Source organism: Oceanimonas sp. GK1 (genome assembly GCF_000243075.1).
Classification (GTDB): Bacteria; Pseudomonadota; Gammaproteobacteria; order Enterobacterales; family Aeromonadaceae; genus Oceanimonas.
Genome location: NC_016745.1, coordinates 567,283 through 587,105 on the forward strand (window position 1 = coordinate 567,283; position 19,823 = coordinate 587,105).

Genomic DNA, 19,823 nt, shown 5'->3' on the forward strand with positions numbered 1-19,823 from the left:
GATGGCACCGTAAAGCTTACTCTTTTGTGGCCGATTCTTCCGGCTGCAGTTCCTTTAGTTTGCGGGTCAGGGTGTTGCGGCCCCAGCCCAGCAGCCGGGCGGCTTCCTGCTTGTGACCCTGACTCTGGGTCAGGGCGCAGTCGAGCAGAATGCGCTCAAACTCGGGCAGGGCCTCGGCCAGCAGATCCTTGCGCCCCCGGGCCAGCTCGTCGCTGGCCCAGCTTTTCAGCGCTCGACGCCAGTCTGAGGGCTGGCCGGTAGCGGCCGGCTCGGACTCGGGTTCCCGCTTCAGCAGCTCGGGGGGCAGGTCGGAGACCAGCACTTCCTGGCCCGAGGCCATCACCGTCAGCCAGCGGCAGACGTTTTCCAGCTGGCGCACGTTGCCAGGCCAGGGCAGGGACTGTAGCAGGGCTTGAGTGTCGGGATGCAGGGTCTTGACGTCCACGCTCAGCTCCCGGGCGGCCAGCCCCAGAAAATGACGGGCCAGCTTGGGAATGTCTTCCCGCCGCTCCTTGAGCGCCGGCATATGAATGCGAATGACGTTGAGGCGGTGGAACAAGTCTTCGCGAAAGTCGCCGTCGGTGACCTTCTTTTCCAGATCCTGATGCGTGGCGGCGATGATACGCACGTCCACCTTGATGGGCTGATGGCCGCCCACCCGGTAAAACTGGCCGTCGGCCAGCACCCGCAGCAGCCGGGTCTGAATGTCCAGCGGCATGTCGCCGATTTCGTCGAGAAACAGGGTGCCGCCGTCGGCCTGTTCAAAGCGGCCCCGACGCACATTGTTAGCACCGGTAAAGGCGCCCTTTTCGTGGCCGAACAGTTCCGACTCGATCAGATCCTTGGGAATGGCCGCCATGTTAAGGGCGATAAAGGGCTGCTGGGCCCGCGGGCTGTGCTTGTGCAGGGCGTGGGCCACCAGCTCCTTGCCGGTACCGCTCTGGCCGTTGATCAGCACCGAAATGGAGGAACGGGCCAGCCGGCCGATGGCGCGGAATACTTCCTGCATGGCCGGCGCTTCACCGATGATCTCCGGTGTGCGCACCGCTTCCTGCTGCTCGCCCGGGGCCTTGCGCCGGCTTTCCTTGACAAAGGCCACGGCCCGCTGCACCAGGGCCACGGCGTCGTCGATGTCAAAGGGCTTGGGCAGGTATTCAAAGGCGCCGCGCTGGTAGGCGCTGACCGCGCTGTCGAGATCCGAGTGGGCGGTCATGATGATCACCGGCAGCTCGGGCACCCGCTGGTGAATGGCGCCCAGCAGGGTCAGGCCGTCCATGCCGCCCATGCGAATGTCGGAGATCACCACGGCGGGGCGCGCCTCGGTGAGGGCGTGAAGCACGCTTTCGCCGTCTTCAAAGCTGCGGCAGCGAAAGCCGGCCTGGGCCAGGGCCCGTTCCAGTACCCAGCGAATGGAGCTGTCGTCGTCGACGACCCAAATCAGTTCAGCCATAAAGTGCTCCTATCGTCGTAGCGGCAGATAAACAATGAATTCGGTATGGCCCGGGCGGCTCTGGCACTCGATGCGACCCTGGTGCTGGTGGATCAGCTCCTGGGCAATGGACAGCCCAAGGCCGGTGCCGCCCTCCCGGCCGGTGACCATGGGGTAGAACAGGGTGTCGTGCAGGGCGGCGGGAATGCCCGGGCCGTCATCGATAATGCGCACTTCGGCCGCCAGCCGGTAGCGCTTGCCCTGCAGCATCACCTGAAAGGCGGTGCGGGTACGAATGGTGATATGGCCGTGATCGCCCAGTACCTCCACCGCGTTGCGCACCACGTTGAGAAAGGCCTGCTGCAGCTGTTCCGGATCCATTTCCAGATCGGGAATGCTGGGATCGTAGTCCCGGTTCAGGCTGATGCCGGGGGGGATGTCCATGCTCACCAGCCGGCGTACCTGCTCCAGCACCGAGTGCAGGTTGATCACCTCCCGCTGGCCCGGGCGCTGGGGGCCGAGCAGCCGGTCCACCAGATTACGCAGCCGGTCGGCCTGGGCGATGATGAGATGGGTGAATTCCTTCAGCTCTTCCTTTTCCAGCTCCCGTTCCAGCAGTTGGGCCGCACCGCGCAGGCCGCCGAGGGGATTCTTGATCTCGTGGGCCAGGCCGCGCACCAGCTCCCGGGCCGCCTGTTGCTGGGCCCGTTGCTGCAGCTCCTGGCTGATCTTCTTTTGCTGGTCGATAAGCCTGAGCTCCATCAGCGCCAGGGTGCGTTTTTCCAGGGTAAAGGCGGTGACGCTCACGTCTACCCAGCGGGGCAGGCCGTCGATCACCACCTGCACCTCGCTGTTGGTAAAGCCCTGCTCCAGCTCGATGCAGCGCTGAATGCGGCGCATGTCGAGGGAGATGTCTTCCACCACCTGATCCAGCCGGGCATCCTGCAGCCGGCGCTTGCTCAGGGTCAGCAATTGTTCGGCGGCGGTGTTGGCAAAGTGCACCACCAGGTCGCCGTCCACCACCAGTACGGCCGTGAGCTGACTGTCGATGATGGTCTGAATGTTGATCCGGCTTTTCACGTGTGACGTCCCCTCATGGACAGTTGCACCAATATAGTGCAATCAGTGTAACCCTAACCCCGTAAATTGCCACATCATGGTGCAAGTCTTTGTGCTTTTACTGAAGCCCGAGGCCTGATGATGACCTCTGCAAGAATCTTGCCTGTCAGACCGCAATCCTTTACTTAATATTAGTAGCGAGAATATAATTAGCTAGCTAACTAAAAGTGGAGGGCAACATGAAAACATTGGGCATGGCGCTGGCCACCCTGGTGCGGCAGTGGCGGCTGATCAACGATGAGCGCCTCAAACCCCTGGGGCTGACCCAGAGCCGCTGGATCACCCTGAGCCATCTCAAGCAGGAAGACGGCATTCAGCAACACCGGCTGGCGCGCCGGGTAGGGGTGGAAAGTCCGTCGCTGGTGCGCACCCTCGACGGCCTGGAGCAGCTGGGGCTGGTCGAACGCCGGCCCTGCGCCAACGATCGCCGGGGCAAAACGGTGCACCTGACCCCGGCGGTACAGCCGCTGCTGTCGGAAATGGACGCCGTGCTGGATCAGACCCGGCAGCAGGTGCTGGAAGGGCTCAGTGAAACGGAGCTGGCCGAGCTGGAACGCATGGTGCGTCATATCGGTGCCAACCTACAGAAAATGAGCGCCCAACTGGGCGATGGCAAAGAGGGCGAACGATGAGCGCGGAGCAGAGTTTCAGTCGCTGGGTGCGCCTGGCCCTGGTCGCTTTTGGCGTGCTGCTGGTGTATTTCGTGCTGATCGACAATTACGCCCCCATGACGCCCCAGGCCCAGGCGCACCGGCCGGTGCTGGCGGTGGCCCCCAGAGTGGCGGGTCAGGTGGCCCGGGTGGCGGTCACCAATGATCAGCGGGTGGCAGCGGGCGAGCTGCTGTTTGAACTGGACGACACCGATTACCGGCTGGCGCTGGCCCGGGCCGAATTGCAGCAACAACTGGCCGCCGCCGAGATGGAGCGCCAGCAGGCGGCGCTGCAGGCCGTCCAGGCGGAGGCCGCCCAGGCCCGCCTGAAAGCCGAAGAATTGGCCCGGGAAGCGGCGCGCCTGGAGCGGCTGCATCGTCTGGGCCACATGTCGGTGCAGCAGGCGGAGCAGGCCCGCAACCAGGCGCAACAGGCCCACAGTGCCCTGCAGGCGGTGGAAGCCCGGCAGCAGGAAGCCGACCAAACGCGGGCGGCATCAACGCTTTCGTACCAGCAGGCCAGCAATGCCGTTGAGCAGGCCCGGCTGGCGCTGCAGCGCACCCGGGTGAGGGCCGAAGTGGCCGGGCGCATCGGCAATCTGCAGTTGCAGGAAGGCACTCAGGCCCGGGCCGGCGAACCCCTGCTGGCGCTGATCACCAGCGAGCTGACGGTGCTTGCGGATCTGCGGGAAAAAAGCCTGCGCCACGTGACCACGGCGACCGACGCCGGGGTGGTGTTCGACGCCCTGCCGGGGCACATATTCAAGGGCCATGTGAGCAGCATCGACAGTGGTGTGCGTCAGGGCCAGCAGCCGGCCGATGGTCAGTTGGTGCAGCCGGAGCATTCCGATCGCTGGGTGCGGGACGCCCAGCGACTCAGGGTGCATATCACCCTCGACGAGCCGGTGCCGGCCCTGGCCACCGGTGCCCGGGCCACGGTGCAGCTGTTTCCCGAGGCCGGCCGCTGGCTGCATGGGCTGGGTCGGGCTCAGCTGTGGCTGGTGAGCCAGTTCCGTTATCTCTATTGATGAGCCCACGGCCATGACCTTTACCGACGACAGACTGCGCGGCTGCCTGCGCATTGCCCTGGGCAGTACCGCCGGCATGCTCACTGCCAAGGTGATGGACTGGCAGATGGGGGTGTTTTTTACCGTGTATCCCATGCTGCTGCTGGGCATGGTGCCGGTGCTCAACCGCTTTGTGGTGCTGCAGTTTATCGGCTCATCGGTGCTGACTTCGCTGGAGGTGATGCTGCTGCCGGGCCTGCTCGGGCACTGGCCGCCGGCCTACACGGTGGTGGTGTTTGTGCTGTTTCTGTGGCGGTTTTACCTGATGGCGAAAGGGCCGCTGATGCTGTTTGGCGCCAGTGGCTGCGTCAGCCTCAGCATCATGCTGCACTTTGCCAGCTATCCCCAGTATCACCTGGCGGACATGGCCGCCAGCAACCTGGTGGCGTCCTGCCTGTCGGTGGCGGCGGCGGCGCTGCTCTATGCCCTGTTGCCCAACCGTGAGCCGCCGGTGGCCCGGGCGCTGCCGGAGAAAAGCGACCATGTGCTGCGCCACCAGACCCTGCTGGGCGCCATCGTCGCCACCCTCAGTTTTGTGGTGTTTCAGACGGTGGATCTGGTGGACTCGCTGTCGGCCCAGGTGGCCACCGTGCTGGTGCTGTTTCCCATGAGTTTCGCCGGTGCCCTGGTGTCGGGCCGGGCCCGCTGCATCGGCACCCTGCTGGGCTGTTCGGCGGGGCTGTTGTTCCAGCTGGTGCTGTACGATCACTACCACAACCTGCTGCTGCTGGGGCTGGCGTTCTGGATTTGCGCCATGGTGTTTGCCCGCCTGCATGCGCTGGAACCCATGCCCGGGGTGGGCTTCGCCGGCCTGACGACCGTGGGCATCTTGTTTGGCCAGTATGTGTCGCCGGAGCACGATCTGGTGTTCAGCGCCCTTTACCGCATGAGCTCAATGACGGTGGCCATTCTGGTCACCCTGTGTTGCGTGTATCTGGTGCACAAGCTGCTCAACCTGTTTCCGTCCACTCGCCATCAGATTCTTTGAGCGGGAAGCTTGAAGCTGAAAGCCGGAAGGAAAAAACAAAAAAAGCCCGTGTTTCCACGGGCTTTTCACTTCTAGCTTCCAGCTTTTGGCTTCAAGCTGTCAGTTTATACGGAGTAGTACAGGTCAAACTCCAGCGGGTGAACCGCCATGTTGATGACCTCGGTTTCCTTACGCTTGTGCTTGATGTAGGCATCGATGAACTCGTCGGAGAACACGCCGCCACGGGTCAGGAACTCGCGGTCCTTGTCCAGGTTGTCCAGGGCGTCGTCCAGCGAGGTGGCCACGGTCGGGATCTCGGCGGCTTCTTCGGCCGGCAGGTCGTACAGGTCCTTGTCCATGGCATCGCCCGGATGGATCTTGTTCTGAATGCCGTCCAGGCCGGCCATCAGCAGGGCGGCGAAGCACAGGTAGGGGTTGGCAGCCGGATCCGGGAAGCGGGTCTCGATGCGGCGGGCCTTGGGCGAACCCACCAGCGGAATGCGGATGGAGGCGGAACGGTTGCGGGCGGAGTAGGCCAGCATCACCGGGGCTTCAAAGCCGGGCACCAGACGACGGTAGGAGTTGGTGGCCGGATTGGTGATGGCGTTCAGGGCGCGGGCGTGCTTGATGATGCCGCCGATGTAGTACAGCGCCATTTCGGACAGGCCGCCGTACAGGTCGCCGGCGAACAGGTTTTCACCGTTCTTGCCCAGGGACTGGTGCACGTGCATACCGGAACCGTTGTCGCCCACCAGCGGCTTAGGCATGAAGGTGGCGGTCTTGTTAAAGGCGTGGGCCACGTTGTGAACCACGTACTTGTAGATCTGGATTTCGTCGGCTTTCTTGGTCAGGGTGTTGAATTTGCAGGCAATTTCGTTCTGACCAGCGGTGGCCACCTCGTGGTGGTGAGCTTCCACCACCAGACCCATCTCTTCCATGATCAGGCACATGGCGGAGCGGATGTCGTGAGAAGAGTCGATGGGGGCAACCGGGAAGTAGCCGCCCTTCACGCCCGGACGGTGGCCCTTGTTGCCTTCGGCGTAGTCACGGCCTGAGTTCCATTTGGCTTCGGAATCATCAACCTTGAAAAAGCTGCCGGACATGTCGGTATGGAAACGCACGTCGTCGAACATGAAGAATTCCGGCTCGGGACCGATCAGCACGGTGTCGGCGATGCCGGTGGACACCAGGTATTCCTCGGCGCGGCGGGCGATGGAGCGCGGATCCCGGTCGTAGCCCTGCATGGTGGCAGGCTCCAGCACGTCACAGCGAATGTTCAGGGTGGCGTCTTCGGTAAAGGGGTCCATGACGGCGGTAGACGGATCGGGCATCAGCACCATGTCGGACTCGTGAATGGTCTTCCATGCGCTCATGGATGAGCCGTCAAACATCTTGCCTTCTTCAAAAAAGTCATCGTTGATCTGGTTGACCGGAAGGCTGATGTGCTGCTCTTTACCCTTGATATCGGTAAAGCGCAGATCGACGAATTTGACATCGTGTTCCTTGATCATGTCCATTACGGTTTCGATTGACATGGATTTCGACCTCCAAAAATAAGCATCCAGGGTCTGATGAACAAATTCATCAGTTGCCATCTACTAAGCTAAAACCGTGCCATGTTGGTAAATCGCTGTTATTAAAGCGAATTACCAACCGGCAAGCGAACCGGTTGTTCTGGCTGCGCACCAGTTTGGTGCGTTGCTGAATCCTTTTGGTGCACCCTGGGCGGTGCGCTCCGTCAAGGTGCAGGGGTTGGCTTGCGCAGCCGGTTGTGGCCTGGGTGCATAATATCATTCATGCCGGGACGGGGGATCGATCCGACTTCTTTTAATTTGCGGCAGAAGTCCACCATGACCGGCTCTTGAGCTCGGCCTCCGCCTGCTCAGGGGGCCGGCGGCAGGAAACACAATAAATTAATATATTGAAGCGGCTAAAGCGTGTACAATTTCCAGCCCTTTTTATTTGGTTCCGCTGCAATACCGGCGACGGACACCCCCTGAGAGCGGCTGCGCCGGCGGGCGCCTGCCTCGAAAATATGCGAGCGAAAGAAATTAATGTCATCTGAAATCAATAACTTGAGAAACATCGCCATCATAGCGCACGTTGACCACGGTAAAACCACCCTGGTCGACAAGCTGCTGCAGCAGTCCGGTACCCTGGAAAGCCGCGGCGATGCCGAAGAGCGGGTCATGGACTCCAACGATATCGAGCGCGAGCGCGGCATCACCATTCTGGCCAAGAACACCGCCATTCGCTGGACCTCTCCCGAAGGTCAGGAATACCGCATCAATATCGTGGACACCCCCGGACACGCCGACTTCGGTGGCGAGGTAGAGCGGGTCATGTCAATGGTGGATTCGGTGCTGCTGCTGGTGGACGCTCAGGAAGGCCCCATGCCGCAGACCCGCTTCGTAACCCAGAAGGCGTTTGCTCAGGGCCTCAAGCCCATTGTCATCATCAACAAGGTGGACAAGCCCGGCGCCCGTCCCGACTGGGTGATGGATCAGGTGTTTGATCTGTTCGACAACCTGGGTGCCACCGATGATCAGCTGGACTTCCAGGTGGTGTACGCCTCCGGCCTGAACGGCTGGGCCTCGCTCGACGCCGATGAACCGGCCGAGGACATGACCGCCCTGTTCCAGACAATAGTGGATCAGGTGCCGGTGCCCGATGCGGATCCGGAAGGTTCCCTGCAGATGCAGATCTCCCAGCTGGATTACTCCTCTTATGTAGGCGTTATTGGTGTGGGCCGCATCAAGCGCGGTACCGTCAGGGTTAACCAGCAGGTGACCGTGATCGGTGCCGACGGCAAGACCCGCAACGGCAAGGTAGGCCAGGTCATGGGTTACCTGGGCCTGCAGCGTCACGATGTGACCGAAGCCAGCGCCGGCGACATCGTCGCCATCACCGGTCTGGGTGAGCTGAAAATCTCCGACACCGTTTGCGCCGCCGGTGCGGTGGAAGCGCTGCCGCCGCTGTCGGTGGACGAGCCCACCGTCACCATGACCTTCCAGGTCAACACCTCACCCTTCGCCGGCCAGGACGGCAAGTTCGTGACGTCGCGCAACATTCTGGAGCGCCTGAAGCAGGAGCTGGTGCACAACGTGGCCCTGCGGGTGGAAGAAACCGGCGATCCCGACAAGTTCCGCGTCTCCGGCCGGGGTGAACTGCACCTGGGCATTCTGATCGAGAACATGCGTCGTGAAGGCTTTGAACTGGCGGTGTCCCGCCCCGAGGTGATTCTGCGGGAAGAGAACGGCGAGCTGCAAGAGCCCTTCGAAACCCTGACCGTGGACGTGGAAGAAAGCAGCCAGGGCTCCGTGATGGAGAAGCTGGGTGAGCGCAAGGCCGAAATGACCAACATGGTACCGGACGGCAAGGGCCGGGTGCGCATCGACTTCATGGTGCCGGCGCGCGGCCTGATCGGCTTCCAGACCGAGTTCATGACCCTGACCTCCGGCTCCGGCCTGATGTACCACACCTTTGACCACTACGGTCCGCACAAGGGTGGCAACATCGGTCAGCGCAACAACGGCGTGCTGATCTCCAACGCCACCGGCAAGGCCCTGGCCTATGCCCTGTTCAACCTGCAGGAGCGTGGCCGCTTGTTTATTGAGCATGCCACCGAAGTGTATGAAGGCATGGTGATCGGCATCCATAACCGCTCCAACGACCTGACCGTCAACTGCCTCAAGGGCAAGCAGCTGACCAACATTCGGGCCGCCGGTACCGATGAGGCGCTGACCCTGGTACCGCCGATCAAGATGAGCCTGGAGCGGGCGCTGGAGTTCATTGATGACGACGAGCTGGTGGAAGTGACCCCCAACCACATTCGGGTTCGCAAGAAACTGCTGACCGAAAACGATCGCAAGCGCGCCAGCCGCGCCTGATCGAGGTAGTGAGCAGTATCAAGGGGCGCTTCGGCGCCCCTTTTGTTTATCCGGTCACCGTTTGTTCAAATTATTTGAATCTTTAAGCCAGTATTCGTTGCTTTGATTCGCCGATAAAGCCATTAGACTGGTGGCCAACAATAATGCACAGTTGAATGCGCTGCCTTTTTACGCAGGCAGAGGAGGGCCGGGTCATGCAGAAATATTCAATCACAATGCGCCTTTTACACTGGAGCACCGCCTTGCTGGTGTTCGGGCTGTTTGGCGTCGGGCTGTGGATGCGCAACCTGGGCTACTATGACCCGCTCTATCAGGTGCTGCCCTACTGGCACAAAAGCGTCGGTTTTCTGCTGGCCGGCCTGGTGGTGTTGCGGCTGCTGAGCCGCTGGTGGCTTGCCCAGCCGGGGCCGCTGGCCAGCCATCGGCTTTGGGAGCGGCGGCTGGCTCACCTGATGCACCTGGTGATTTACGGGCTGCTGTTCGGGCTCTTTGCCAGCGGTTACCTGATCGCCACCGCCGACAACAGGCCCGCCTCCTTTTTTGGCTGGTTCGACATTCCGGTGTTGTTCACCGCCGTTGAAAATCAGGAGGATATGGCCGGCCTGATCCACGAAATTTGCGCCTGGTCGCTGATTGGCCTAGTGGTGCTGCACGCCCTGGCCGCCCTCAAGCACCACTGGTTTGACCGGGACCATACCCTGAAACGCATGCTGTGATTTTTTCTCAACAAGGAGAGATGCCATGAAAAAGACCCTGATCGCCACCGCCCTGCTGGCGGTATCCGCCTCACCGGCCTTTGCCGCCGTGGAAAACTACACCGTTGACACTCAGGGCATGCATGCCTCGGTCAATTTCAAAATCAACCACCTGGGCTACAGCTGGATCGTGGGCCGCTTTAACGACTTCAACGGCAGCTTTGCCTTTGATGAGGAAAACGCCGCCAACAACAGCGTGGCAGTGACCGTCAATACCGCCAGCATCGACACCAACCACGGTGAGCGGGACCGCCACCTACGCAGCGACGATTTTCTCGATGTGAGCAAGTTTCCCGAAGCCAGCTTCAAAAGCACCAGCGTGACCCAGGACGATGACGAGGGTGAATACCTGGTGAAAGGCGACCTCACCCTGCACGGCGTCACCAAGCCGGTGGAGTTTGAAATCGAGCAGGTGGGTGCCGGCCAGGATCCCTGGGGCGGTTTCCGTCGTGGTTTTGAAGGCGAGCTGGAGCTGAAACTGGCCGACTTTGGTATCGACTACGATCTGGGTCCGGCGGCCGCCACCGTGTACCTGGAAATTCATCTGGAAGGGGTGCGTCAGTAAGTCAGTCTGACTGGCCGCACGTCAGTACCGCCCGGTCCGCAAGGCCGGGCGGTTTTTCGTTTGAAACCGGTTGTTTGCGCACATCGCTGGCCGGGCAGGTGTGAAATTTGCCACAATAAACATTCACTTGCCGCAAAACAGGATGTGCCATGACCCAGATTGTCGCCCGTATCGGGCATCGTCTGCGCTTTATTCGTGAGCATGGCGTGGACTTCGCCCGCTTTGTACTGAAACGCATGCACCAGGACCGGCTCAAGATCACCGCCGGTTACCTGACCTACATCAGCCTGCTGTCGCTGGTGCCCATGCTGGCGGTGGTGTTTGCCATGATGTCGGCCTTTCCCATGTTTGCCGAACTGCGCGAAACCATTCAGAACTTTGTGTTCAGCAACTTCGTGCCGGCGGCGGGGGACGTGGTGCAGAAGAACATTCAGGGCTTTATCGACAACGCCTCCAAGACCACCGCCATCGGGGTGGCGGCGCTGGCGGTGACCGCCATGCTGTTGATCTCGGCCATCGACGAAAACTTCAACCATATCTGGCGGGTCAGTCAGAAGCGGCGCTGGTCGGTGGCTTTTTCTACCTACTGGATGATCCTCACCCTGGGGCCCATTCTGGCCGGGGCCAGCCTGGCGGTGACCTCCTACGTGACCTCGATGCGCATTTTTCAGGGTGACAGTTTTTTCGGGGTGGGCGCCGTGCTGCTCGGCATGTTGCCGTTTTTGCTGTCCACCCTGATGTTCGTGGTGTTCTACATGGTGGTGCCCAACAAGCGGGTGCGCTTTGGCCATGCCATTGTCGGCGGCCTGGTGGCGGCGCTGCTGTTTGAACTCGCCAAGCGCGGCTTTGCCTTTTACATCACCCAGTTTCCGTCTTATGAGGCCATTTATGGCGCCCTGGCCACCGTGCCCATCCTGTTTGTGTGGGTCTACCTGAGCTGGATGATCGCCCTGTTCGGAGCCGAGCTGACCGCCAGTCTGGGCGATTACGAGCACAGTCACGGGCTAAGCTTTGAGAACGACGACCACGACGAGGATCCGGCCTGATGCGCACCCTTTATCCGGCAATCAATGCCAACCGGCAGCAGTGGCTGCCCGTTTCCGAGCTGCACCAGATCTATGCGGAAGAAAGCGGCAACCCCCTCGGCATTCCGGTGGTGCTGGTGCATGGCGGGCCCGGGGCCGGCATCAGCCCCGAGCACCGGCGTTTTTTTGATCCGGAGCGCTATCGCATCATTCTGTTTGATCAGCGCGGTGCCGGCCAGTCAACGCCCCATGCGGAGCTGGCCGACAACAGCACGCAAGGCCTGATCGCCGACATGGAGCACATCCGCACTTACCTTGGCATTGAGCGCTGGCTGGTGTTTGGCGGCTCCTGGGGCGCCACCCTGGGGCTGTGTTATGCCATTGAACACCCCGAACGCGTGCTGGGGCTGGTGCTGCGCGGCCTGTTTCTGGGGCGCCGGCAGGATCTGGACTGGCTGTATGGTCCCGACGGCGGTGCCGCCCAGCTGTTTCCCGATTATTACCGGGAGTATCTCGCCCCCCTTGAGGGCGAGGCCAGTGATCTGCTCAACCGCTATTACCAGTTGCTTACCAGCGACAACGAGCTGGCCCGGCTCAATGCCGCCCGGGCCTGGGCCATCTGGGAGGGGCGCATTTCCACCCTGCTGCCCAGAAATGATGCAGAGGGCCACTTCGGCGAGGCCCACAGCGCCCTGGCGCTGGCCCGGCTGGAGTGTCATTACTTCGTTAATCACTGTTTTATAAAAGAAAATCATATTATCGAACGGATAGGCCGGCTGCGCTCGCTGCCGGCCATTCTGGTGCACGGCCGTTACGACGCCATCTGCAAACCCGCCGCCGCCACGGCGCTTGCCGGGCACTGGCCCGAACTGCGGCTGCAAATTGTGCCCGGGGCCGGACATTCGGCCTTTGAACCGGGTATCATTGACGCTTTGGTCAAGGCCACCGATCAGATGGCAAGGGAGCTGAACAACACATGATAGCCCTGATACAAAGAGTCACCGAGGCGAGCGTGACCGTGGCCGGCGAACGGGTGGGCGCCATCGGCCCCGGCTTGCTGGTGCTGCTGGGCGTGGAGCGGGATGACGACAAGAGCAAGGCCGACAAGTTGCTGGCCAAGGTGCTGGGCTATCGGGTATTTGCCGATGAACATGGTAAAATGAACCTCAATCTGCGCCAGGCCGGCGGCAGCCTGCTGGTGGTGTCCCAGTTTACCCTGGCCGCCGATACCAACAGCGGCCTGCGGCCCAGCTTTTCCCGTGGCGCGGCCCCGGCCGACGCCGAGCGCTGGTATGACTATTTCGTCATGGCGGCGCGGGATCAGGGCATCGTCACCGAAGCCGGTCGCTTTGCCGCCGACATGCAGGTCAGCCTGACCAACGACGGCCCCGTTACCTTCTGGCTACAGGTTTAGCCGTCCTCACATTCGGGTCGTTATGATTGCCGGAGCCCGAAAACGGGCACCGGCATTCCTTCAATTGCACTCTGCTGCCGGGCGCGGCAGGATAGTCACAGATCATCAGCACAGGAGCAGACCATGTATCGTGTGGTCACCCCGCAAACGGAAGCGGAACTGGAAGCCTACTATCAGCTGCGCTGGCAGCTGCTGCGCAAGCCCTGGCAGCAACCCAAGGGCTCGGAGCGGGACGAATTCGACGAATATGCCCATCATCGCATGATGGTGGATGATAACGGCAAGCTGGTGGCGGTGGGCCGCCTGTACGTGAGCGGAGACGAAGCCCAGATCCGCTTTATGGCGGTGATCCCCGAGTGCCGCGGCAAGGGGCTGGGCTCGCGCATGGTGCAGGCGCTGGAGCAGGTGGCGCGTCAGCAGGGGGTACGCCGCCTGGTGATGAACGCCCGGGAAGAAGCGGTGGCCTTTTACAGCCAGTGCGGCTTTACCGTGGTGGGCGAGGGCCCCATCAGTTTTGGCAAAATTCCCCACCGGCAGATGATCAAGGCGCTGACCTCCATTCATCAGATCAGCCACCGGCCCGAGCTGTGCGATGAGCTGCAGCGCCAGTGGCACCGACGCATTCCCATCAGCGAAAAGATGGGCGTCAAGATCATTCAGTACACCGGCAGCAAGCTCAGAACCCAGGCCAACCTTAACGCCAACCTCAACCTGCATGAGTCCATGTTTGCCGGCAGCATTTACAGTCAGTGTGTGCTCACCGGATGGGGACTGATCTGGCTGCAGATGCAGGAATACGGCCTGAGTGGCGACATTGTGCAGAGCAGCGGCGACATCAAGTACCTGACGCCGGTATGGGACGAGCCCACCGCCGAGGTGCAGGGCCGGCTGCGGGACCAGCTGCAACCCCTGGCCCGGGGCGAACGGGTCAAGGTGGAGCTCAGTGTCACCCTGTACAGCGGCGGCACCCGTGCCGCCCTGTTCACCGGCCGCTATGTGATCCTGAGCCACTGAGCCACTGAGCCACTGAGCCGATGCGCTCGGCGGCTGAGTTAGTGCTCGGGTGACGCCTTTGGCAGCGCCCGCACCGCCTCGATTAGCTTGCCGGGCAGGCCGGCGGCGGGGTAGGGCACCGGTCCTGCATACCAGGGTTTGCAGGGGGTGGCCAGTGCCGGCTGGTGCAGCCGCAGGCGGGGGGCGTGCCAGTCGCCGGCAAGCCGAATGGCCAGTTCCCGGCAGCCGGCGTCGTTAATGGCACCCAGGTCAAGGTCGAGGGCGCCGGCGACATCAATATTACCCCGCAGGGCCAGCAGATGGCGCACGCTCTGCACCGCGCTGCCGTCGAGGCGCCAGCGGCCGTCACGCACCGGGCCGTGCAGTGCCAGCCGGTACAGAAAGCCGTCGTGCTGCTTCATGTCCAGCGCTGCCAGGGCGGTGTCGACCTGTTTGGGCTCGGCGTAGTCCTCACCCAGGCGGTTGCGCAGCCAGGGATCCAGCCCCAGTTGTTCCACAAAAATATCCTGCCCGTCGAGGGCGAGCTCCCCCTGCCAGCTGGCGGGAGCATCCGGCTCGCCGGTGAGGTTGGCGGTGACACTCAGCTCGCCGGCAAAGCCCTGGTCGGCCCGCAGCCAGTTGCTGAGATGGCGCAACTGCCAGCGTTCACCAGTGAGCTCAAGCTGGGTGGTATGGGGGGCATAGAGTGCCATCTTGCCCTTGAGTTGCACCTTGCCATCCAGCCAGTCGCCGCTGAGGTTGTCGAGCAGCCATTGCTCGTCGGTCAGCCGGGCGCTGAAGCGGGCGGTGCGGGCGATCAGGCTGTTCCAGGCCAGCTCACCGACGCTGCCTTCGAGCCGGGCCTGCTCGCTCAAGGGGCGCCACAGCCCTGCCGACCAGGCCAGATCGGTGATGAAGAGACTGCCGTCCAGCAGCGACAGCGGCAGCTCATCGTCGAGGGACAGCAGCTCGGTGCGGCTCAGGTTGAGTTTGTGAATGCGTACCTCGGGCAGGGGCCAGGCCATGTCGGGTTGCCACACCAGCTTGTTGCCGAGCAGTTGCAGCTCGTCGATATCGAGCCGCCCCTGGGCCGGATACCAGCCCAGCTCGGCTTCGATACTGCCTTCCCAGGCCTGGCCGTTCAGGGTCATGCTCTGACGTTCGCTGTCCCCCAGCCAGCCGAGCCGGTGACGGTCCAGGCGTAGCCAGTCGAGGGTGGCTTCCTCCGCCTGCCAGTCGCCCCGGCCTTCGGGCAGATCTGCGCCGTTCCATTCCAGATCCCGGATTTCACCGCGCATGCCGTTCACGGTGAGCTTTGGCGTGGTCAGGCTGACGTCGTCGAGCCCGGCCCGGCTCAGCAGCAGCCGCCAGCCTTCGGGCAGGGCAGGAGTGTCGGTCAGCTGTAATTTGACCTGGCTGAATTGCGGTTGTTCAAGGCGCAGCTCCCGGCGGGCCGGGTCCAGTTCCAGTCGGCCGCTGAGCAGGCCGCCGGCCAGCCGGCCGCGCAGATCCTCGAGCTCCAGCCGGCCTTGGCGCACCTGGCCGCTGACGTCCAGCCGCGACAGCTCCAGTGCCGGGTGAGACAGCTGGCGCACCCGGCCGCTGAGGCTGGTGTCGGCCCACCATTGCCACTGGCCTTGCCGCCGGGGTTGCCAGTCCCGAAGGGTGATCCCGATGCCGCCGGCCTCCCAGCCGGCACCGGCCAGGCTGAGGTTGCGGGTGTTGAGTTCGGTGATGGCTATATCGGCCAGGTTGGCGGGCAGCTCGGGCACCTGGGCCTGTTCGAGGTTGAGTTTGCCGTCGATGATGTCGAGAATGGCCACCTGGGTGCGGCCGGCCAGGGGCGCCAGCTGCTCCAGCTCCAGGTAGATTTGCCGGGCGCTGAACCAGTCGCCCAGGCGCACCTCTTCGGCCAGCAGCTTGTAGGGCGACAGCGGATTGAACTCCAGCCGACCCACACTGAGATCCAGCTCGGTGTTGTCGTTCAGCCAGGTCAGCACCGGCTTTTTCAGCCGGTTAACGTCCAGCAAATTCAGCAGCAACCAGCCGCCGAGCAACAGTACCAGCAGCCCAACCAAACCCCTTCTGGCCAGCTTTTTCATGAGATTATCCCTTTAAAATCCGCTGCTTGTATCATACCTGCGCAGGGCTGTACCGGAAACATGTGAGGAGTGAGGTGTGAGGGGGATTGGCGCTGGGCACCGCACCCCTCACATCGATTAAACTTTACCGTAGTGATCCCGGGTGCCGAGCCAGCGGCGGATCAGCGGCTGCACGCAGTCGGGGTGGCGGTCGGCGAGATAGCGGGCCAGCCGTTGGACTTCCGGCAGCAACGCCTGATCCCGCACCAGATCGGCGATTTTCAGATCCGCCAGACCGGTCTGGCGAGTGCCGAGCAGCTCCCCCGGGCCGCGGATCTCCAGATCTTTCTGGGCGATGATAAAGCCGTCGTTGGTATCCCGCAGCACGCCCAGTCGCTGGGTGGCGGTTTTCGACAGCGGCGCGTGATAAAGCAGCACACAGTGGGACGCGGTGGCGCCCCGGCCCACCCGGCCGCGCAGCTGGTGCAGCTGGGCCAGACCCAGGCGCTCGGGGTTTTCGATGATCATCAGCGAGGCGTTGGGCACGTCTACCCCCACTTCAATCACGGTGGTGGCCACCAGCAAGTCCAGCTGGCCGTCCTTGAAACCGGCCATCACCGCCTGCTTTTCCGCCGCCTTCATGCGGCCGTGCACCAGCCCCACCCTGAGCTCCGGCAGCCGTTCCGAGAGGGCGGTGGCGGTGTCTTCCGCCGCCTGGCATTCGAGCACGTCCGACTCGTCGATCAGGGTACACACCCAGTAGGCCTGGCGGCCCTGCTCTCGGCACACCTGTCGCACCCGCTCAATGACCTCGTCCCGGCGGGTGTCGGGAATGGCGACCGTGGTGACCGGGGTGCGCCCGGGAGGCAGTTCGTCGATGATGGAGGTGTCGAGATCCGCGTAGGCGGTCATGGCCAGGGTACGGGGTATGGGAGTGGCGGTCATGATCAGCTGGTGCGGGTAGTAGTCGCCCTGGCTGCCTTTCTCCCGCAGGGCCAGCCGCTGGTGCACCCCAAAGCGGTGCTGCTCGTCGATGATCACCAGCTCGAGGGCGTTGAACTGCACCTGCTCCTGAAACAGCGCATGGGTGCCGACAATCATCGCCAGCTCGCCGCTGGCGAGACGCTCCAGCTGTTCGGCCCGGGCCTTGCCCTTGACCTTGCCCGCCAGCCAGCCCACCTGTATGCCCAGAGGCGCCAGCCAGGCGGCAAAGTTGGTGGCATGCTGCTCCGCCAGCAGCTCGGTGGGGGCCATCAGCGCCACCTGGCCCTGGTTGCCGATCACCTGCAGTGCCGCCAGCGCCGCCACCAGGGTTTTGCCCGAACCCACGTCTCCTTGTACCAGCCGCATCATGGGCACATGTTTGTGCAAGTCTGCGCCGATTTCCGCTACCACCCGCTGCTGGGCACCGGTGGGCGAAAACGGCAGCCGGGCCAGAAAATCGCGCACCAGCGCCTCGGCCGGTGGCAGGGCACGGGCCCGGTGCGACTGGCTTTGTTCCCGTACTCGCAATACCGACAGGTTGTGGGCCAGCAACTCTTCCATTACCAGTCGCTGCTGGGCCGGGTGTGTGCCCAGCTCCAGCTGATCCAACGCCACGTCGGGGGGCGGCCGGTGCAGCAGGCGCACGGCGTCGTTCAGCGGCAACTGCTGGCGGTAGAGGCCGGGGGGCAGTAGCTCGGTAAGCGGGGTTTCATCCAGCAGGGCCAAGGCCTGATCGGTGAGCTGGCGCAGGCTGATCTGGCGCAGGCCTTCGGTGGTGCCATACACCGGGGTCAGGCTGGTTTCCGTACTGACGGGGGAGTCGCCCTGCAGCAGGGTGTATTCGGGGTGAATGATCTCCAGGCCGTGGTGGCCGGGGCGAATTTCACCAAAGGCGCGCAGCCGGGTGCCGGCAGTGAGGCTGTTTTTCTGGGCGGCGGCGAAATTGAAAAAACGCAGGGTAAGGGTGCCGCTGTGATCCCGCAGCCGGCACAGCAGCATGCGCTTGCGGCCATAGCTGATATGGCTGTCGACCACGTCCCCCACCACCGACACATGCATGCCGGGCCGCAGCTCGGCCACCGGGCAGATGTGAGTACGGTCCTCGTAGCGCAGCGGCAGGTGAAACAGCAGATCCTGCACCGTGTCCAGCCCCAGCCGGTGCAGCTTTTCCTGCATTTTGTCGCCCACGCCCTTGAGCAGGCTGAGGGGCATTTTGTCCAGCTTCATGGCGGCCCTTCACTGTAAATATGTACAGAGAATAGCAAAGCCGGGATCAAAATGGGACTGGGGACTGGGGACTGGGGACTGGGGACTGGGGACTGGGGACTGGGGACCGTCATTCCCTAATCCTTCGTCCCTGTTTTTCAGAGCAAGCGCTTCAGCAGCACATTGGCCTGGGTGCGCTGCACCCGTTTCAGCAGGCGTTGTACCGGCTCCGGATAGTCGCTGAGCTGCTCGATTTCGGTGAAGTGGCCCAGCCGCCGGCAGTGCTGCAAAATGTTGGCTTTTTCGGCCTCAAAGGCAGCCTGCAGCTTGTGTTCCGGATCCTGCAACAGCAGGCCGTTTTCCAGATCCAGCCCCCAGGCGCGGGGATTGAGGTTGCTGCCGGTGATCATGGCCAGATCGTCATCCACGAACAGCCCCTTGAGGTGGTAGGAGTTGCGATCGTGGTGCCAGAGCATGATGTTGAGCTTGCCCTGATAAATAAAGGTCTGATTGGCCCGGGCAAAGCGGCGCAGGTTGGCTTCATACAGGTAGGGCAGCCCGCCGATGGTGCGGAACGGCTCGTCGGGCGGAATGTAGAAATCGTTGGCGGTCTTGTCGCCGATCACCAGGGTAACTTCCCGCCCTTTCTTGAGCTGGCTGCGAATGTCCCGGGCCAGGGATTTGGGCAGATTGAAATAGGGGGTACAGACGAACAGTTTCTCCTTGGTGCCGCGCACCAGGGTACGAATGGCCCGGTTGAGCCTGTTGCCGTACTTGCCCAGCCCCGCCAGCGGCGTGATCGCCACCTCGCCGGGGCGGCGCGGCTGGTGCTCAAACTGGTACTGACCCCGGCGCAGCTGCTGGCGGAACTGGCGAATGGAATTGCGCAGCCGGCGGGCGGTGGGAATGTCGGGCTGGTTCAGGGCCGGCACCGCGGGGTTGCGGGCAAACAGCCGGTCCGCATAGTCGAACATGGTGTCGGCGAGGTCGGCGTCGGTGATCTCGTGGTAGCGATCGAAGCGGTAGCGGCCGTTCTGGTGCAGATAGATATCGTTGAGGCTGGCGCCGGAATAGAGCAGGGTGTCGTCAAACACAAAGCCCTTGAGGTGCAGCACGCCCAGCAGCTCCCGGCCCTTGACCGGCACCCCGTGAACGGCGATGGGGTGTGCATAGCGTTCGGCGAACTCCTGATACATCAGATGGTTGCCGCCCTGGCCCTGGTGGCCGATGAGCCCCCGCTGGGCCCGGTGAAAGTCCACATAAAGGCGCACGTCCAGCGCCGGGTTGGCCTGCTTGGCCTCGTGCAGGGCAGTCATTATCTCTCGGCCGGCGTCGTCATCCTGCAGGTAGAGGGCCACCAGGCAGATGCGGGTCCGGGCCGTGGCGATGAGCGCAAGCAGCCGCTCCTTGAAGGCGGCGGCGGAATGCAGCACCCGCACCTGTTCGGCATTCACCGACAGGGCGGGCAGGCGCTGCAGCAGGCTGCGGTAATAGTTGGCTAGTTGCATAATGAACCTGATTGATGGCGTGCCGCTTAAGACCATACTCAAACGACAAGATTCGGTGCAGTTTACCGAATTAGGGCAAAGGGCGGCAAACGCCGAAAGATCGCAATGCGAAGTGACAGCGCGGTTGCGCTACGCCGACACGGTCGGCTACGGCAATCCCCGCTGTCACT

General features: G+C 62.7%; 16 protein-coding genes. 10 read left to right on the forward strand and 6 right to left on the reverse strand.

The window, feature by feature from the left end:
* Positions 1 to 16: 16 nt before the first annotated feature.
* Positions 17 to 1,450 (reverse strand): nitrogen regulation protein NR(I), encoded by a 1,434-nt coding sequence (gene glnG, locus GU3_RS02720; RefSeq protein WP_014291026.1) that lies wholly within the window; start codon positions 1,448 to 1,450, stop codon positions 17 to 19.
* 9 nt (positions 1,451 to 1,459) lie between these two features.
* Entirely contained in the window at positions 1,460 to 2,509 is a 1,050-nt protein-coding gene (glnL, locus tag GU3_RS02725; RefSeq protein ID WP_014291027.1) for a nitrogen regulation protein NR(II), read from the reverse strand.
* A gap of 218 nt (positions 2,510 to 2,727) precedes the next feature.
* Here glnL and slyA point away from each other — a divergent pair, with 218 nt between their 5' ends.
* From slyA to GU3_RS02740, 3 genes are read left to right on the forward strand one after another with little or no spacing between them, the layout of a single operon-like run.
* Positions 2,728 to 3,180, forward strand: a complete 453-nt coding sequence (slyA, locus tag GU3_RS02730) for a transcriptional regulator SlyA (RefSeq protein WP_014291028.1) — start codon at positions 2,728 to 2,730, stop codon at positions 3,178 to 3,180.
* Complete coding sequence (locus tag GU3_RS02735) at positions 3,177 to 4,226, forward strand: HlyD family secretion protein (protein ID WP_014291029.1); 1,050 nt, start codon at positions 3,177 to 3,179, stop codon at positions 4,224 to 4,226. The genes slyA and GU3_RS02735 overlap by 4 nt, the downstream gene beginning before the upstream one ends.
* A 13-nt stretch (positions 4,227 to 4,239) precedes the next feature.
* Positions 4,240 to 5,253, forward strand: coding sequence for a DUF2955 domain-containing protein (locus tag GU3_RS02740; RefSeq protein ID WP_014291030.1), 1,014 nt, complete (start codon positions 4,240 to 4,242; stop codon positions 5,251 to 5,253).
* A gap of 104 nt (positions 5,254 to 5,357) precedes the next feature.
* Here the strand turns inward: GU3_RS02740 and glnA are convergent, their stop codons facing one another.
* Positions 5,358 to 6,767 (reverse strand): glutamate--ammonia ligase, encoded by a 1,410-nt coding sequence (gene glnA, locus GU3_RS02745; protein ID WP_014291031.1) that lies wholly within the window; start codon positions 6,765 to 6,767, stop codon positions 5,358 to 5,360.
* A gap of 519 nt (positions 6,768 to 7,286) precedes the next feature.
* On the opposite strand from glnA, the gene typA reads away from it, so the two are divergent.
* From typA to GU3_RS02780, 7 genes are all read left to right on the forward strand, one after another.
* Positions 7,287 to 9,122, forward strand: coding sequence for a translational GTPase TypA (gene typA, locus GU3_RS02750; RefSeq protein ID WP_014291032.1), 1,836 nt, complete (start codon positions 7,287 to 7,289; stop codon positions 9,120 to 9,122).
* A gap of 215 nt (positions 9,123 to 9,337) precedes the next feature.
* Positions 9,338 to 9,838, forward strand: a complete 501-nt coding sequence (locus GU3_RS02755) for a cytochrome b (RefSeq protein ID WP_148265841.1) — start codon at positions 9,338 to 9,340, stop codon at positions 9,836 to 9,838.
* A 25-nt stretch (positions 9,839 to 9,863) separates the two neighbouring features.
* Entirely contained in the window at positions 9,864 to 10,442 is a 579-nt protein-coding gene (locus tag GU3_RS02760) for a YceI family protein (protein ID WP_014291034.1), read from the forward strand.
* 149 nt (positions 10,443 to 10,591) lie between these two features.
* The gene (locus GU3_RS02765) at positions 10,592 to 11,488 is read left to right on the forward strand and encodes a virulence factor BrkB family protein (protein ID WP_014291035.1); all 897 of its coding nucleotides are present in this window, start codon (positions 10,592 to 10,594) and stop codon (positions 11,486 to 11,488) included.
* A complete protein-coding gene (gene pip, locus GU3_RS02770; protein WP_014291036.1) occupies positions 11,488 to 12,447 on the forward strand; it encodes a prolyl aminopeptidase in 960 nt (319 codons plus the stop codon). Before GU3_RS02765 ends, pip begins: the two co-directional genes overlap by 1 nt.
* A complete protein-coding gene (dtd, locus tag GU3_RS02775; protein ID WP_014291037.1) occupies positions 12,444 to 12,881 on the forward strand; it encodes a D-aminoacyl-tRNA deacylase in 438 nt (145 codons plus the stop codon). Before pip ends, dtd begins: the two co-directional genes overlap by 4 nt.
* Before the next feature lie 123 nt (positions 12,882 to 13,004).
* Entirely contained in the window at positions 13,005 to 13,895 is an 891-nt protein-coding gene (locus tag GU3_RS02780; protein ID WP_014291038.1) for a bifunctional GNAT family N-acetyltransferase/hotdog fold thioesterase, read from the forward strand.
* Between the two features lie 38 nt (positions 13,896 to 13,933).
* Here GU3_RS02780 and GU3_RS02785 read toward each other — a convergent pair whose 3' ends face one another.
* The 3 genes from GU3_RS02785 to pssA form a co-directional block, all read right to left on the reverse strand.
* Positions 13,934 to 15,976 (reverse strand): AsmA-like C-terminal region-containing protein, encoded by a 2,043-nt coding sequence (locus tag GU3_RS02785; RefSeq protein WP_014291039.1) that lies wholly within the window; start codon positions 15,974 to 15,976, stop codon positions 13,934 to 13,936.
* Between the two features lie 117 nt (positions 15,977 to 16,093).
* On the reverse strand, positions 16,094 to 18,166 hold the full coding sequence (gene recG, locus GU3_RS02790) for an ATP-dependent DNA helicase RecG (protein WP_014291040.1): 2,073 nt from the start codon (positions 18,164 to 18,166) through the stop codon (positions 16,094 to 16,096).
* 137 nt (positions 18,167 to 18,303) lie between these two features.
* Positions 18,304 to 19,653 carry a CDP-diacylglycerol--serine O-phosphatidyltransferase gene (gene pssA / locus GU3_RS02795; protein WP_014291041.1) on the reverse strand — a complete coding sequence of 450 codons (1,350 nt, stop codon included), beginning with the start codon at positions 19,651 to 19,653 and terminating at the stop codon, positions 18,304 to 18,306.
* Positions 19,654 to 19,823: the final 170 nt, after the last annotated feature.

What these genes read in the sequence shown, in the direction of transcription:
- glnG (WP_014291026.1), bottom strand. Translation starts at nt 1,450, where the DNA reads ATGGCTGAACTGATTTGGGTCGTCGACGACGACAGCTCCATTCGCTGG.
- slyA (WP_014291028.1), top strand. Translation starts at nt 2,728, where the DNA reads ATGAAAACATTGGGCATGGCGCTGGCCACCCTGGTGCGGCAGTGGCGG.
- GU3_RS02735 (WP_014291029.1), top strand. Translation starts at nt 3,177, where the DNA reads ATGAGCGCGGAGCAGAGTTTCAGTCGCTGGGTGCGCCTGGCCCTGGTC.
- GU3_RS02740 (WP_014291030.1), top strand. Translation starts at nt 4,240, where the DNA reads ATGACCTTTACCGACGACAGACTGCGCGGCTGCCTGCGCATTGCCCTG.
- glnA (WP_014291031.1), bottom strand. Translation starts at nt 6,767, where the DNA reads ATGTCAATCGAAACCGTAATGGACATGATCAAGGAACACGATGTCAAA.
- typA (WP_014291032.1), top strand. Translation starts at nt 7,287, where the DNA reads ATGTCATCTGAAATCAATAACTTGAGAAACATCGCCATCATAGCGCAC.
- GU3_RS02755 (WP_148265841.1), top strand. Translation starts at nt 9,338, where the DNA reads ATGCGCCTTTTACACTGGAGCACCGCCTTGCTGGTGTTCGGGCTGTTT.
- GU3_RS02760 (WP_014291034.1), top strand. Translation starts at nt 9,864, where the DNA reads ATGAAAAAGACCCTGATCGCCACCGCCCTGCTGGCGGTATCCGCCTCA.
- GU3_RS02765 (WP_014291035.1), top strand. Translation starts at nt 10,592, where the DNA reads ATGACCCAGATTGTCGCCCGTATCGGGCATCGTCTGCGCTTTATTCGT.
- pip (WP_014291036.1), top strand. Translation starts at nt 11,488, where the DNA reads ATGCGCACCCTTTATCCGGCAATCAATGCCAACCGGCAGCAGTGGCTG.
- dtd (WP_014291037.1), top strand. Translation starts at nt 12,444, where the DNA reads ATGATAGCCCTGATACAAAGAGTCACCGAGGCGAGCGTGACCGTGGCC.
- GU3_RS02780 (WP_014291038.1), top strand. Translation starts at nt 13,005, where the DNA reads ATGTATCGTGTGGTCACCCCGCAAACGGAAGCGGAACTGGAAGCCTAC.
- GU3_RS02785 (WP_014291039.1), bottom strand. Translation starts at nt 15,976, where the DNA reads ATGAAAAAGCTGGCCAGAAGGGGTTTGGTTGGGCTGCTGGTACTGTTG.
- recG (WP_014291040.1), bottom strand. Translation starts at nt 18,166, where the DNA reads ATGAAGCTGGACAAAATGCCCCTCAGCCTGCTCAAGGGCGTGGGCGAC.
- pssA (WP_014291041.1), bottom strand. Translation starts at nt 19,653, where the DNA reads ATGCAACTAGCCAACTATTACCGCAGCCTGCTGCAGCGCCTGCCCGCC.